Below are 14563 nucleotides of genomic sequence, written 5' to 3'. Positions count from 1 at the left end.
AGCATGAAAAATTCTACATTTACCACATTATTATTAGCTTTGATCTTAACAGTTCAGACTGCTTTTGCTCAAAGAGTAGACCTGAGATCGGGCGACGTTGACGTACTTTCCGGACAGAAATCCATCAATGTTGAATACGATTATTCCCAGTTTGGTGTAGGGAAATTTGCAACGGAAAAAGAATATCTGGATAAAAAATCGGCTGAATATAATGCCAAGGAAGCCGGCAAAGGTGACGAGTGGAAAAAGAGCTGGGTAGCCGACAGAGAAAATAAGTATGAGCCAAAATTTGAAGAATTGTTTAACAAAGGTCTGGCTGAAAAGGGCTTGAAAATAGAGCAGGGATCTGGTGCTAAATATACCCTGATCGTACATACGGTTTTTCTGGAACCGGGTTTCAATGTGGGTGTAATGCGTAAAAATGCGTATCTGAATTATAAAATTGATCTTGTAGAATCGGCAGGAAAGAAAAACGTTGCGGAAATGGCGCTGAGCAATGTTCCGGGAGGTCAGTTCGGCGGTTTTGATTTTGATGCCGGTGACCGGATTGCCGAATCTTATGCCAAAGCGGGTAAAGTGCTTGCAGCCTTTATTGACAAAAAGCTTAAATAATACGATATTCCTTTTACAGTTAACTATCCTACTTCCAAGTGTATGAAAAAGTTATTACTCTTTGTTTTTGCGCTGTTTTTGGCCGGACAGGCTTCTGCCCAACAGACTTTATCTGATTTGTTTGCCGGAAAAGCGAAGCTTGTATTTTTAGGCCTTGATTTCACGCAGGCCAAATACATTGGCAAGGCCGGTTTTATCGATCCGGTTGCGATTAAAAGTCAGCATATGGTGAGCTGGAATAATCTTATCGAGGCGGAACCTAAAAAATTCTCGTTGCAGGATGCGTTTAATTTGAAACCAGATCAGTATGAATCCAAAGTAGGGGATATGATCAAACTGAATGAGTCGGCCAATGTGAAAGACAATATTACAGAGGATGCTTATGCGATCACAGAAGATCAGGTTAAAAAATCAGTAGCGAAATATTCGTTAAGTGAAAAGGACGGAATAGGTCTGGTTTATGTCGTTGAAAGTCTGAATAAAAACGCTGAGAAATTATTTGCCTGGATAACTTTTATTGATTTAAGTACCAAAAAAGTACTTTATACTGAAAAAGTAGACGGTGCCGCAGGTGGTTTCGGATTCCGTAATTACTGGGCGGGTGGCGTTTACAAGATCAATAAAACCATCGATTCCAAGTATTACAAAACGTGGAGTAAGACCCTTAAATAACAGTCCGTTCCCGGAGACTTGAAGTTTTTCTGCGCCATCGATTGGCAGTTAATTTAATTAGCATGATATTGCTTCCGGAAGCTGTGCAAAGCTCTTTAAAGAGGGTTTTGTACAGCTTCCTCCTTAAAAGATAAATCCAGACCTTGAGACGACTAATTATCTTGCTGACTTTGAGTGTATTCCTGCTTTCCGGATGTGCGAAGACATTTTACCGGTCGGCGGAAAAGGCTTTTCAGAAAGGTTTGCAGGATCAACCCTATGATGTTATCATCGTCCCGGGCTTTCCGTATCACGGAAAGGAATGGGATATGGTGCACAAGATGAGGATCCATTGGGCCAAATATTTGTATAGCCAGGGATATACCGAAAATGTTATTTTTTCCGGTTCCGCTGTGGCCACGCCTTATGTAGAAAGCAAAGTCATGGCTTTGTATGCAGAAGAGCTGGGGATTCCAAAGGACCGGATTTTCACAGAAGAGAAGGCCGAGCACAGTACGGAAAACGTCTATTATTCGTACCGGTTGGCCAAAGAACTGGGGTTTCGCAAAATTGCGCTGGCTTCGGATCCGTTCCAAAGTAGTTATATGGGCAAGTTTATGCGGAAATTTGAAATACCTGTTGCACTTTTGCCGACGGTAATCGATACGCTGAAAGTTTTGAACCTGTATGAACCGACAATTGATCCAAGTCCAACAAGGAAAGAAGGGTTCGTAAAACTGTCGGCCAGGGAGAATTTCTTTCAGCGATTTAAAGGCACGATGGGGAAATACATCATCTGGCACGAAGAAGACCTTAAAAAGAAAAAATACAGAAGAAGATTTAAAGACAGAATGGTGCCGGCAACTGCACTTAGCAAAGAACCTTAATCAGTACAATGAAAAAAGAAATTTCGGCGATCGAAGCCAAGTATGAGGCACAAAAAATAGCATTTGGTCCGATGTATTTCCAATCGGTGATTGCGCTTAGGGATTTAGGAATTCTTGAATTTATTAACAATCACCGCAAAGGCGTCGCTATTTCGACCATTATCGAAAAACTGGATGTGTCGGAATATGGTGTCGATTTACTCATTGAGGCCGCTGAAATATTGGGTGTTCTGGAATGCTTTGGTGAAGGAATGGTAAAAATTACCAAAGTCGGATTTTTCCTTTTGAAAGATGAAATGACGAAAGTTAATGTCAATTTCATGAATGATGTGTGTTATCTGGGCGCGAAAGCGATGACCGACAGCATCAGAAATGGCAAACCGGAAGGGCTGAAAGTACTGGGCGACTGGCCGACAATTTATGAAGGATTGTCTATTTTGCCGGAGCCTGCTAAAACTTCCTGGTTTGAATTTGACCATTATTATTCGGACGGAGCCTTTCCGGAAGCGCTGAAAATTGTCTTCAAACATAAGACCGGTACACTTTTTGACATTGGCGGCAATACCGGGAAATGGTCATTTGCGTGCTGTGCGCATGATGCCGATGTGAAAATAAAAATACTGGATCTGCCTGTGCAGCTTAAAGTGGCAAAACAGAATGCTACGGAAAAGGAATTGCTTGACCGGATTGAATTTCATCCGATCAACCTGCTTGATACGGAACAGAAAATTCCTCAGGGAGCTGACGTGATCTGGATGAGCCAGTTTCTGGATTGTTTTTCAAAAGAACAGATTGTCCAGATATTGAAAAATGCCTATCAGGCGGCGTCCACGGAAACCAGGTTATTTATTTTGGAGCCGTTTTTTGATAACCAGAATTATCCCGCCGCACATTTCAGTCTGGTGGCAACTTCGTTGTATTTCACCATTATGGCCAACGGAAACAGTAAAATGTACCGGGTGGAGGTGATGAAATCTTTGGTGAACGAAGCGGGTTTTAAGGTCGTTGAAACATATCCGCTGATCGGCGACAGCTATCACACGATTCTGGAATGCAGGAAAAAAGTATAATTCAGGGAGTTTGACTTAATCAGGCTCATCTTCTGATGTGTAGGTTAAGTATTCGTATTATGGGCGTAAATGTTTTTTTTAGTTTTATCCTGGTGTTTTTCCTTCCTGCAAACGTCACGCGGGAGGTTGATAAGGGAGAGTTTTATAAAGTGTTTTCGAGCACTTCGCAGGAGCGTATTGACGGCATGATTTCAATGCTTGATCAGGAAAAAACGTCGTCGCTGGTTTTGGCCTATCAGGGCGCGCTTTACATGAAAAAAGCGGGTTTTATAAAAGGGGCGGGTGCTAAGGTGAAAACGTTTAAAAAAGGAGCACATTTACTGGAAGAAGAGATAAAAAAGAACCCTTCCAATGCTGAATACAGGTTTTTGAGATTGTCAATTCAGGAACATGCACCGGGGGTACTGCACTACAACAAAAATCTGGAAGAAGATAAGTCGGCAGTTATCAACGGATTTGCTAAATTTAATACTAACTTAAAAACGGTAGTCGCTGCTTACGCAAAAGATTCCAAAGTTTTAAAAGAATCAGACTTTCATTAAAAAGTTATTAAAGCAAACTTAACCCTAACTGAATGGTGAAATTTCATCGTTCCTTTACATGTTTAATAGAATTTGAAAAAGATCCTTGTGGTTAGTTACTCGCAGTCGGGGCAGCTGGATGAAGTTATTAATCATTTTCTGACGCCTTTTAATGCGGTTTCGATCGAGAGAATATATTTGAAGCCGGCAAAACCTTTTCCTTTTCCATGGACGAGTGATGCTTTTTTTGATGCGATGCCCGAGTGCGTGGTTGAAGAAGCGATCGATTTGCATGCATTTCGGTTTGAATCAGAGGATCATGACTTGGTTGTGATGGGTTATCAGCCCTGGTTTTTGTCTCCGTCGCTTCCAATTACGTCGCTTTTTCAAAATACGGCATTCCAGCAAGTGATTAAAGGAAAACCGGTTGTGACGATCATAGCGGGTAGAAACATGTGGCTGAATGCACAGGAGAGTATAAAAGCGTACATTAACAAGGCAGGTGCAAAGCTGGTCGCGAATATTCCGTTGATGGATCGCACGTCGAATCTGCTGAGTGCGGTGACGATCCTGCACTGGATGCTCACGGGAAAAAAGGAACGAAAATGGGGCTTTCTGCCATTACCCGGCGTTAGTCAGGAAGATATTGCGGGCGCGTCGAGATTTGGATCCATTGTAAATGACGCGTTGCATAACGCTGATTATGCAGGTTTACAGGACAAAATTTTAGGACTTGGCCTGATTGCAATTCCAACCGACATCTTGTTCATAGAGGAACGCGCGAAAAAGATTTTCAGAATCTGGGCGGGTTTGATCAAAAAAAGGGGGACTACGCCAGCCAAACGCAAAAGATTTGTTACTTTCTTCAAATATTATTTGCTGATTGCTCTTTTTATGGTTGCCCCGGTATTGTTGTTGGTGTACAATTTACTGATTGTGCCTTTTACGTCTGATTCAATTAAGAAGAAAAAAGAATATTTTTGTGGTTTAGAAACCAAAGCATAATGTCAGAAGCATATATTACGAGAATTTCAAAGTTTTTACCCAATGAGGCTGTTTCAAATGATGAGATGGAGCAATATTTGGGGTATATAAACGGGAAACCGTCAAAATCGAAGGCAATCGTTCTTAGAAATAATGGAATAAAAAGCCGGTATTACGCATTGACGAAAGAGGGAACAGCAACGCATACCAACGCTGAAATGGCCGCTTTGGCAGTAAGGGGATTGTTTGAAAAATCACCTGAGGAATTAGGTAAAATAGATTTGCTTAGTTGTGCCACATCAAGCCCGGATCAGCTGATGCCTTCGCATGGTGTGATGGTGCATGGCTGGTTGCCCGAAACGGATTCTGTGGAAGTGGTTTCTCCGTCAGGTGTTTGTTGTGCCGGGATGCATGCCTTGAAATATGCCTATATGTCGGTGAAGCTGGGAGAAAAGAAAATGGCTGTTTCCTGTGCTTCTGAGCGGTTATCGCCGGTTTTACGTGCAGACCAGTTTGAAGATGAAGTGCAGCAGCTGGTTAAATTGGAGCAAAATCCATATCTGGCTTTTGAGAAAGATTTTCTTCGCTGGATGCTGTCGGATGGTGCCGGTGCATTTTTGGTGGAAGGACAGCCGAATCCGGATGCACTTTCATTGAAAATTGAATGGATCGAAGGGTGTTCGTATGCCAATGAAGAGGAAGCCTGTATGTACATGGGCGCTGATAAGGAGGCCGACGGATCTGTTAAAAGTTACAAAGATTTTACGCAAGAGGAAGTTATCGATAAATCCATATTGAGTATTAAGCAGGATGTGAAACTGCTTGGCGAGAAAATTGTCAAACTTGGCTTTACGAAACTGAAAAATATATTGATTGAAAAAGGTGTCAGTATGAGTGACGTGCAGTACTTTCTGCCGCATTTGTCGAGCTACTTTTTCGAGAAAAAAATTGACGACTTCTTTACCGAAAACGGAATTCCTATTCCAAAAGAGAAATGGTTTACCAACCTGGCCGATAAGGGAAATGTTGGTGCCGCATCGATCTATATGATTTTGGAGGAAGTTTTTAACAGCGGTAAACTAAAAAAAGGAGAAAAGATACTGCTGGCAGTGCCTGAGAGTTCCCGGTTCTCTTACATGTTTTGTCTGTTGACGGTTTGTTGACCTGTCTGAATTCAGAAATATAACATCAGATCACGATGAAAAAGGAAGACCTGCCGCAGGACCCCGGCGCACTGGATAATTTCACGAGAGAAGTTTGCTACGTCAAAAACAAGGACGGAAAGTACGAAACGGCATTAAGCCGCGGTTGGGATGTGAAAAAGGATGCGCTGGATAACGCCTGGGTGGAAGTCAACGGAAGAATTGAAGAGGCCAGACAAGCCGTGATCAATGGAGAAAAAAGTCCCGTTTACTACTTCATGGAGCTGCGTTTGATGGATATTCCCTTGCTTTCAGGATATACGGGTTTTCTTGGGTTCTTCGTGAAAAGACATTTTAAACCTTCCGTTTTTAAAGGATTAAGTGACAGGAAACTGAGCAAATATGCGGCAGCTTTCGACATTACATTGGATGAATTGAAAAATTTTAAAGGTTAAGCCATTGCCATACGATAGTCAGATAGAAGAATTTCATCACGTTCAGACGGCACACTGTGAAAACGGCGTGACTACGGCGTTGCTGCGTCATAACGGTCTTGATTTTATGACCGAACCGCTTGCCTTTGGTATGGGTTCGGGTCTGTTTTATATACAAATTCCGTTTCTTACCGTGAACAATGGTCCCGCTATTTCTTTCAGAACCATGCCGGGCGCTATTTTCAAGAGAACCTGTAAGTCGCTGGGTGTTGAGGTTAAAAGCAAGCGGTTTGGTAGTCCTGAATCTGCTCAGGATTTTTTAGATAAAAAAATACGTGAGCACGTGCCTGTCGGTTGTCAGGTTGGCGTGTTCCATCTCACTTATTTTCCAAAGGAGTACCGGTTCCATTTTAATGCCCATAACATTATCGTTTATGGAAAGGAAGAAAGCAGATATCTGCTGAGTGATCCGACGATGGAAGATGTGACTTTCCTGAGTGCTGAAGATTTGAGTAAGGTACGTTTTGCGAAAGGCACTTTTGCGCCGAAAGGTCATATTTATTATCCCGAAAAAGTTGGGGTTGTGACGGACGACATGATCAGGAAAGGCATTGTAAAGGGTATTCGCAGAAATGTCCGTGATATGCTGCATATTCCCGGAAGTTTCGCAGGTGTGGATGGCATTCGTCATACGGCAAATCATATCAGAAAATGGCGGGATAAACTGGGTATTAAAAAAGCTGGGTTGTATCTCGGACAAATCGTCCGTATGCAGGAAGAAATTGGTACGGGCGGTGGTGGATTCCGTTTTTTGTATGCCGCTTTTTTGGAACAAGCTGCCACTTATTTACAGGATGACCGGTTGATCGGTATCTCCGAAGATTTTACAAAATCGGGTGATATGTGGAGAGCGAGCGCGATTAAGATGGCTGGTGTATACAAAGGGAGGCTTACCGAGCAAAGCAGCTTTGAGGATATCGCTGACAGACTTGTGGAAATAAGGTCTGTGGAAAAGGAAGCTTTTCAGAAACTTTCAAAATTGAATCTGGGAAAATAAGATTCAATTTCCTCATTCATCCATCCTGCGCATGTATACCGGCACTTCCATTGAGATTGAAAATATTACCAAAAGATATAAATCTGCACAGGAGGATAGTCTCCGTGATGTTAATCTAGAAATAAAGGAAGGCGATGTTTTTGGCTTACTCGGACCGAATGGTGCGGGGAAAACTACGTTAATTTCGATTTTGTGTGGCATCATCCCACCAACTTCCGGAAACGTAAATTACTACATAGCGGGTGAAAAAATATCGGAATCGTTGCGAAGAAATCGTGTCGGGTTTGTGCCCCAGGAATATGCCTTTTACCAGGAACTAACGCCCAGGCAAAATCTGGATTACTTTGGGGCCATGTATAATTTGTCCAGAAAGGAGCTTGTTCCCCGCATCGATGAATTGTTGGAAGCACTTGGCCTTTCAAAATCCGGTGATAAAAAAGTCGGGACTTTTTCCGGTGGGATGAAAAGGCGGGTGAATCTGGCGATTGGACTTATTCATGAACCATCGATTTTATTTCTGGATGAACCGACTGTCGGTGTGGATGTGCAGAGCAAAAACGCGATTATCAAATATTTACAGGAAACGAACAAGGCAGGTACGACCATTATTTACACCTCGCACCATATGTCGGAAGCGGAAGAGTTTTGTAACCGTATCGCACTGATCGATCATGGCCGGGTGATTGTGCAGGGAGCATTGCAGGCGTTGATGGCGCAACATGATTCGTCAAGTTTGCAGTCGTTATTTATTAAACTGACAGGAGAGGAGTACAGGGATTAGTATGATGTTCAAGGTTTTTTCGTCCATTCGTAAGGAGTTTCTTCTGCTTGTCAACGACAAAGTAGGGCTGACGCTGATGTTTGTGATGCCGCTGTTACTTGTTTTTATCATTACGATCATTCAGGACAGTGCGTATAAAATCGTGAATGAAAACGAGATTCCGATGCTGGTCGTTAATCATGACAAAGGGCAGCAGGGAGATAAGTTATTGGCCTTGTTGCAGGAATCCCGGCTTTTTAAAATCGATACGCTCAACAATTTGCCGGAAAGTGATTTGAAAAAAGAGTTGCTTGCGAAAGGGAAAATGATCGCTTTGTACATACCTTCCGGGTTTTCGGACGGGTTGGAAAGCAAGGCGGGAGAAGTAAGTCACATCATGATGACCGATCTGGGCTTGGAACACGATTCGACAAATTTGAAGAATAAGCCTATGCCGGCACTTTCGTTTTATCGTGATCCGGTTTTGCAGGAAAATTACAGCGCGTCGGTGATGGGTGTCGTGCAGTCTTACATGAGTGTGATTGAAAATTCGATGATGATCGAAAGGCTTTATGCGGACATGGATTTTGATGCGACTTCCGACAAATTAAAAGATAAAATGATTTCAAACCGGGTTAAAATTAATCAGGTTGTCGCCAGTAACAGCAATTCGGTTGCCGTACCAAATTCCACACAGCACAACGTACCGGCCTGGACGATATTTGCCATGTTTTTTATGGTCGTATCTTTGGGAAGCAACATTGTCAAGGAACGGATCAATGGCAGTTTTTTAAGGCTGAAAACAATGCCTACCAGTTTTATGCTGGTCATGTTTAGTAAAATGAGCGTGTATGTCGTTGTCGCTGTTTTGCAGGTTGTTGTTACTTTTTCGGCTGGTGTTTATATTTTACCAAAGATCGGTTTGCCGGAATTAACGATTCCGGACAACTTTCCTGCCTTTGCGGCAGTGGTTTTTATGAGTAGTATGGCAGCCGTGAGTTATGCCTTACTGATCGGGGCGATGGCCCACACGCAGGAACAAGCAAATGGTTTTGGGGCAATTTCTATTATTATTTTCGGAGCCATCGGCGGGATTTTGGTTCCAACTTTCGTGATGCCCCAGTTTATGCAGTTTGCCAGTAATTTTTCACCTTTGCACTGGTGTCTGGAAGGTTTTTATATATTGTTTCTGAAAGGTGGCAGCTGGCATGAACTTAAAGCGGTTATGCTGTTTTTGGGAGTATTTATTTTGATTTGCCAACTTTGTACATACATTAAACTTAGAATCGAGAAAATTATCTGATCATAATGGAAATTGATAGCTTAAAGCCAGTTTTAAAGGAACAAATAGTACAATATCTTAATTTGCTGGATATAAATCCCGCTGATATTAAGGATGACGAACCACTTTTCGGTGGCGATCTGGGGTTAGACTCAATTGATTCGTTGGAACTGGTGGTTTTATTGGAAAGAGAGTATGGAATTAAAATTACAAATCCTGCCGAGGGAAGAAAGATCTTGGTTGATGTGAACCACATGGCGGATTATATTATTAACAATGCAAAAACAGCGTGAAAGACCTTTAAGGGTGCTTGTTACAGGCATTGGTGTTATTTCTGCGTTAGGTAAAAATGTAGAAGAGAATCACAGGAGTCTTGTGAACGGACGGGCTGGCATTGATAACGCGATGCATTTTGAGTCGCATTATGCCTCCGTTTTGCCCTTTGGAGAAATAAAAATCAGTAATGAGGTTTTAAAGCAGGAATTAAATCTGGATGGTGAACCGGGTTATACCCGCACTTGTCTGTTGGCTGTAAAGGCATTTGAAGAAGCTATTAAGGATGCCGGGTTAACTTCCACAGAACTTTCATCATTTGACACGGCCTTAATTTCTGCCAGTACCGTTGGGGGGATGTGTTTAACCGACCAGCTCTATGAGGACGCCAATCTCAGGTCGGACGGCTCTGAATATCTGGAAGCTTATGGCTGCGGGGCGCATACCTTAATGCTAGCAGAAAAATATCATATCAACGGTTTTACCGACACGATCAACACGGCCTGTTCGTCGTCTGCGAATGCGATTATGCTGGGTGCCAGGCTGATTAAGGCCGGGCGTGCCAAACGCGTGATCGTTGGGGGTGTCGATTCGCTGGCGAAGTATACGGTGAATGGATTTAATGCGCTTAAAATACTGTCAGAATCGCCATGCAAACCTTTCGACGAAAACCGGGACGGGTTGAATTTAGGTGAAGCAGCAGCCTATCTTGTGTTGGAATCGGAAGATATTGTGGGCAATAAAAAGGTTTATGCCGAGATAGCCGGTTATGGGAATTCGAACGACGCGCATCACCCGTCTGCCATGTCTGATGAGGCCGTCGGTGCAATGATTTCGATGAAGGATGCGATCACGTCTGCGGGGATTACACCGAATCAAATTGATTATATCAACGTACACGGAACGGGTACGCCTAATAACGACCGTGTGGAGCTGCTGGGTATTTCAAAGGTATTTGGTAAGGTTCCGCCATTCAGTTCAACGAAATCCTATACGGGGCATACGCTGGGTGCTTCGGGAGCGGTTGAGGCGATATTCAGTATTTTGAGCATCAATTACTCGGAAATTTATCCCAGTTTACACATTGAAACACAGATGGATGGCTTTTTAGCTGCCCCGGTACAGTCGTATCAAAATAACATTTCTGTGAAATACGTACTTTCCAATTCCTTTGGTTTTGGGGGAAATTGTACTTCTTTGGTTTTGGGGAAGGTGAATTAACCTTCCATCAACTCCTTCAATATTTTCTGAGCAGCCACTGAAATAATGGTTCCCGGTCCGAAAATCCCTTTCACGCCTGCATCATACAAAAACTGATAATCCTGGGAAGGAATAACACCACCGGCAACGACCATGATATCCTCTCTGCCTATTTTCTTTAACGCATCAATAAGTTGAGGAACCAGCGTTTTATGTCCTGCGGCAAGGCTGGATGTCCCGACTACATCCACATCATTTTCCGCGGCGTTTTTTGCCACTTCCTCAGGCGTCTGAAACAACGGGCCGATATCCACGTCAAATCCCAGATCGGCAAAGCTTGTTGCAATGATTTTAGCACCGCGGTCATGCCCATCCTGTCCCATTTTCGCCACCAGAATTCGTGGCCTTCTGCCTTCCATTTCGGCAAACTGATCAGACATTTCTCTGGCCAGACGAAAATTTTCATCATCGGAAACTTCCGATTTGTAAATGCCGGATACCGATCGTATTACCGCCTTGTAACGCCCGAATTCCTTTTCCATTGCTTCTGAAATTTCCCCTAAAGTAGCTCTTTTACGGGCAGCATCCACAGCCAAAGCCAACAAATTGGAGTTCATTTCTTTTCCACCAGCCTCGTTGCATGCACGGGTTATGGCCTGCAAAGCTGCCTGTGTTTCGGCTTCATTTCTTTCTGATTTTATTTTATACAATCTTGCAATCTGCGTTTCACGTACGCTCTTGTTATCGATTTCAAGAATGTCAATGGTGTCTTTTGTATCGGTTTTGAATTTATTTACACCTACGATCACATCCCTTCCCGAATCAATCCGCGCCTGTTTTTTGGCAGCTGCTTCTTCAATCCGGAGTTTGGGCAAGCCTGTTTCAATGGCTTTGGTCATTCCTCCCAGTTGCTCCACCTCTTCTATCAGTGCCCAGGCCTTTTCCGTCAGTTCCTTTGTTAAATATTCAACATAATAAGAGCCTCCCCAGGGATCTATGGTTTTGCAGATATCGGTCTCATATTGTAAAAAAAGCTGCGTATTCCGGGCTATTCTTGCTGAAAAGTCTGTCGGGAGCGCGATGGCCTCGTCCAGTGAATTGGTATGGAGTGACTGTGTATGCCCAAAAATAGCGGCCATGGCCTCAATGCAGGTTCTGGCCACGTTGTTGTAAGGATCCTGTTCGGTTAGACTGTACCCGCTGGTTTGACAATGTGTGCGTAGTGCCAGCGATTTATCCGATTTTGGATTAAACTGATTGACGATTTTTGCCCACAATAACCTGCCCGCCCTGAGCTTGGCAATCTCCATAAAATGGTTCATCCCAATGCCCCAGAAAAAGGAAAGCCTTGGCGCGAAGTCATCAATGGCAAGGCCAGCCGCCAGACCGGTTTTAATATATTCCAATCCATCGGCCAGCGTGTATGCAAGCTCAATGTGTGCGGGAGCGCCTGCCTCGTGCATGTGATAGCCGCTGATGCTGATCGAATTGAACTTGGGCATGAACTGTGCCGCGTAAGCAAAAATATCGCGGACAATCCGCATCGAAGGCCCCGGCGGATAGATGTAAGTATTCCGCACCATGAATTCCTTCAAAATATCATTCTGGATCGTGCCGGATAATTTTTCCGGGGTAACGCCTTGTTCTTCTGCGGCAACGATATAAAATGCCATAATGGGGATCACGGCACCATTCATGGTCATGGATACTGACATTTCGTCCAAAGGAATCTGATCAAAAAGTATTCTCATATCCTCTACTGAATCTATGGCAACACCTGCTTTTCCTACATCACCGACCACACGCGGGTGATCAGAATCATATCCGCGGTGTGTGGCCAGGTCAAAAGCAACGGAAAGCCCTTTTTGTCCGCCGGCAAGATTGCGGCGGTAAAAGGCATTGGAATCTTCTGCCGTTGAAAAACCTGCATACTGACGGATGGTCCATGGACGATCAAGATACATGCTGGCATAAGGTCCCCGTAAAAAAGGCGCGGTTCCGGCTCCGAAATTGACATGGCTGTCCTCCGGTAAATCTTCTTTGGTGTAAAGAGATTTGAGCTTTATCCCTTCCTGCGTTGTATATGTTTTTCCGGATTTATTTTCTCCGTCGGCATTTTTAGATTTCTGAAAGGGAATATTTTTGAAATCCGGTTTCATAAGTTTGTTGATTTGACGTAATGGTTCACAGCTTAGCTTCTTTCCAGGATTCTGACAAATTTCGAACCGGTAAAGTTTTTGTCCTTTGTTCTTGATCTCCCGCAGGCGAAACTTGTGAGGGAACCGGCATTGTTTCATGGAAAGCGAACTTGTTTACACCGACCATGACCCGAGCCGCGTGAAGACTGGCTGCTTTTTCAAGCCAGGATTTTTCAATTTCGTCCTGAATGAAACCGGTTTCAAAGCACGCTACCAATCCACCCTTTTCTTCCGTTTGTAAGAAGAGATCCCAGGCGGCATCCGCTAATTTGAGCGAAAGATGCTCGATCAGATAGGAGCCGGCCGCAGGATCAGCCACTCGGTCGAAGTAACTTTCACTGGAAAGTAAGGAAGAAATATTGCCGGCAATCCTGTCACTAAAACCTTTTGTTTCTATAAGTAAATGATCATAGGGTAGAACGGTTAACGCGTCACAGCCCCCGATCACAGCGCTCATGGCCTCGCTCGTTGCACGGATCATGTTGGTTTCAGCGACCTGTCGTGTATTATAAAAAGACGAGGTTTGTGCATGGATAAATGGATGACCAAGTTCATCAGGCAATTGATAGGCCCGGCATATTTTCTGATGAAGGAACCGCAGTGCCCTTAATTTTGCAATCTCGGTAAGATAATCGGTGCCAACCGATACTGAATAAAAAAAACGGTTCAGCGCATGCAGCGTTGATATACCTGCATCTGTTAATTTATCTACATAATGAACAGTTCCGGCTAGTAAAAATGCCAGTTCCTGAACCGGGTCGGCACCTGCGTTGTGGTACATATGGCTTTCGATCATCAAAGGCCGAAATTCACGCATTGTTTTCGTTTTGTGTAAAACGGCACAAACGTCGTCGATAGCATGTTTGTATTCCGTCCCGGATCGCATCCAGTTTGCCAAAGGATCGTTGGCAATACCTCCTTTTAGGTAATATCCGGCTCCTTTAGAAATCTCATCGAATAATTTTTCAGGATTTATTTTGGTCTGGAAAAAAATGCGAGCATCGCTGAGCCTTACCGCATGTAAGGTCTTGGCAAGCTCGGATTTTATCAGCTCGGGTTCCGGCAGGTTAAGTAGAATGGCATCAGCACCTTCTTCCAGTAATGACCTGATCCGCGCGTTCGTTGGCCAGGGTTTATCAAAGTTTATCAGGGGGGTGTTATGCCAGCCTGGGATTTTTTTCTGGCTGTTTTGCAGATCAGCAAATTGCCCGGATTTCATTTCGGCGGCCGTGTAATATGCCTCTACGTGTAAATTAGGGGCAATTTTCCAGCTATTAATTTTGTTTTCACTTTTGCCCAATTCCTTTTTTGCCTGTTCTTTCCAGGTCGTTTTGTCCGAAAAACCAAACTCAGAAAACAGTGAAGCAGGCATATTTTTATAGTGGTTAAAATGTTTTTTCGCTGGCTGTGCTAACCTGACAAAGCTACTAATTTGAGATTACATTTTTTCTATTAGTGTGTTACTGTTCAGGGAAATCAACGTCTATTGGGT

15 protein-coding genes are annotated in these 14563 nt (G+C 43.5%); 13 read left to right on the top strand and 2 right to left on the bottom strand.

Going from position 1 to position 14563, the window contains the following annotated elements:
* The first annotated feature begins 3 nt into the window (after positions 1-3).
* From RB622_RS06625 to RB622_RS06565, 13 genes are all read left to right on the top strand, one after another.
* The gene (locus RB622_RS06625; RefSeq protein WP_308045759.1) at positions 4-612 is read left to right on the top strand and encodes a hypothetical protein; all 609 of its coding nucleotides are present in this window, start codon (positions 4-6) and stop codon (positions 610-612) included.
* Positions 613-654: 42 nt separating this feature from the next.
* On the top strand, positions 655-1284 hold the full coding sequence (locus tag RB622_RS06620; protein ID WP_308045758.1) for a hypothetical protein: 630 nt from the start codon (positions 655-657) through the stop codon (positions 1282-1284).
* A gap of 143 nt (positions 1285-1427) precedes the next feature.
* Positions 1428-2150 carry a YdcF family protein gene (locus RB622_RS06615; RefSeq protein ID WP_308045757.1) on the top strand — a complete coding sequence of 241 codons (723 nt, stop codon included), beginning with the start codon at positions 1428-1430 and terminating at the stop codon, positions 2148-2150.
* Between the two features lie 8 nt (positions 2151-2158).
* Positions 2159-3220, top strand: a complete 1062-nt coding sequence (locus RB622_RS06610; RefSeq protein ID WP_308045756.1) for a methyltransferase — start codon at positions 2159-2161, stop codon at positions 3218-3220.
* Positions 3221-3279: 59 nt separating this feature from the next.
* Complete coding sequence (locus RB622_RS06605) at positions 3280-3762, top strand: hypothetical protein (protein WP_308045755.1); 483 nt, start codon at positions 3280-3282, stop codon at positions 3760-3762.
* Positions 3763-3834: 72 nt separating this feature from the next.
* Positions 3835-4746 carry a hypothetical protein gene (locus tag RB622_RS06600; RefSeq protein ID WP_308045754.1) on the top strand — a complete coding sequence of 304 codons (912 nt, stop codon included), beginning with the start codon at positions 3835-3837 and terminating at the stop codon, positions 4744-4746.
* The gene (locus RB622_RS06595; RefSeq protein ID WP_308045753.1) at positions 4746-5888 is read left to right on the top strand and encodes a beta-ketoacyl-ACP synthase III; all 1143 of its coding nucleotides are present in this window, start codon (positions 4746-4748) and stop codon (positions 5886-5888) included. The genes RB622_RS06600 and RB622_RS06595 overlap by 1 nt, the downstream gene beginning before the upstream one ends.
* A 35-nt stretch (positions 5889-5923) precedes the next feature.
* Positions 5924-6322 (top strand): hypothetical protein, encoded by a 399-nt coding sequence (locus RB622_RS06590; RefSeq protein ID WP_308045752.1) that lies wholly within the window; start codon positions 5924-5926, stop codon positions 6320-6322.
* Between the two features lie 4 nt (positions 6323-6326).
* Positions 6327-7358: a BtrH N-terminal domain-containing protein gene (locus tag RB622_RS06585; RefSeq protein WP_308045751.1), complete on the top strand. Its 1032-nt coding sequence runs from the start codon at positions 6327-6329 to the stop codon at positions 7356-7358.
* Positions 7359-7389: 31 nt separating this feature from the next.
* Positions 7390-8139: an ABC transporter ATP-binding protein gene (locus tag RB622_RS06580; RefSeq protein WP_308045750.1), complete on the top strand. Its 750-nt coding sequence runs from the start codon at positions 7390-7392 to the stop codon at positions 8137-8139.
* Between the two features lies 1 nt (position 8140).
* Entirely contained in the window at positions 8141-9421 is a 1281-nt protein-coding gene (locus RB622_RS06575) for an ABC transporter permease (RefSeq protein ID WP_308045749.1), read from the top strand.
* 5 nt (positions 9422-9426) lie between these two features.
* Positions 9427-9693, top strand: coding sequence for a phosphopantetheine-binding protein (locus tag RB622_RS06570; RefSeq protein WP_308045748.1), 267 nt, complete (start codon positions 9427-9429; stop codon positions 9691-9693).
* Positions 9677-10894, top strand: coding sequence for a beta-ketoacyl-[acyl-carrier-protein] synthase family protein (locus RB622_RS06565; protein WP_308045747.1), 1218 nt, complete (start codon positions 9677-9679; stop codon positions 10892-10894). Before RB622_RS06570 ends, RB622_RS06565 begins: the two co-directional genes overlap by 17 nt.
* Here RB622_RS06565 and scpA read toward each other — a convergent pair.
* Positions 10891-13032: a methylmalonyl-CoA mutase gene (gene scpA, locus RB622_RS06560; RefSeq protein ID WP_308045746.1), complete on the bottom strand. Its 2142-nt coding sequence runs from the start codon at positions 13030-13032 to the stop codon at positions 10891-10893. The genes RB622_RS06565 and scpA overlap by 4 nt on opposite strands.
* 25 nt (positions 13033-13057) lie before the next feature.
* Complete coding sequence (locus RB622_RS06555) at positions 13058-14443, bottom strand: methylmalonyl-CoA mutase family protein (protein ID WP_308045744.1); 1386 nt, start codon at positions 14441-14443, stop codon at positions 13058-13060.
* Between the last annotated feature and the right edge of the window lie 120 nt (positions 14444-14563).

The organism is Dyadobacter sp. LHD-138 (genome assembly GCF_030929615.1).
GTDB lineage: Bacteria > Bacteroidota > Bacteroidia > Cytophagales > Spirosomataceae > Dyadobacter.
This window is presented reverse-complemented; position numbering and strand designations above follow the sequence as displayed.

What these genes read in the sequence shown, in the direction of transcription:
- RB622_RS06625 (WP_308045759.1), top strand. Translation starts at nt 4, where the DNA reads ATGAAAAATTCTACATTTACCACATTATTATTAGCTTTGATCTTAACA.
- RB622_RS06620 (WP_308045758.1), top strand. Translation starts at nt 655, where the DNA reads ATGAAAAAGTTATTACTCTTTGTTTTTGCGCTGTTTTTGGCCGGACAG.
- RB622_RS06610 (WP_308045756.1), top strand. Translation starts at nt 2,159, where the DNA reads ATGAAAAAAGAAATTTCGGCGATCGAAGCCAAGTATGAGGCACAAAAA.
- RB622_RS06605 (WP_308045755.1), top strand. Translation starts at nt 3,280, where the DNA reads ATGGGCGTAAATGTTTTTTTTAGTTTTATCCTGGTGTTTTTCCTTCCT.
- RB622_RS06595 (WP_308045753.1), top strand. Translation starts at nt 4,746, where the DNA reads ATGTCAGAAGCATATATTACGAGAATTTCAAAGTTTTTACCCAATGAG.
- RB622_RS06590 (WP_308045752.1), top strand. Translation starts at nt 5,924, where the DNA reads ATGAAAAAGGAAGACCTGCCGCAGGACCCCGGCGCACTGGATAATTTC.
- RB622_RS06580 (WP_308045750.1), top strand. Translation starts at nt 7,390, where the DNA reads ATGTATACCGGCACTTCCATTGAGATTGAAAATATTACCAAAAGATAT.
- RB622_RS06575 (WP_308045749.1), top strand. Translation starts at nt 8,141, where the DNA reads ATGATGTTCAAGGTTTTTTCGTCCATTCGTAAGGAGTTTCTTCTGCTT.
- RB622_RS06570 (WP_308045748.1), top strand. Translation starts at nt 9,427, where the DNA reads ATGGAAATTGATAGCTTAAAGCCAGTTTTAAAGGAACAAATAGTACAA.
- RB622_RS06565 (WP_308045747.1), top strand. Translation starts at nt 9,677, where the DNA reads ATGCAAAAACAGCGTGAAAGACCTTTAAGGGTGCTTGTTACAGGCATT.
- scpA (WP_308045746.1), bottom strand. Translation starts at nt 13,032, where the DNA reads ATGAAACCGGATTTCAAAAATATTCCCTTTCAGAAATCTAAAAATGCC.
- RB622_RS06555 (WP_308045744.1), bottom strand. Translation starts at nt 14,443, where the DNA reads ATGCCTGCTTCACTGTTTTCTGAGTTTGGTTTTTCGGACAAAACGACC.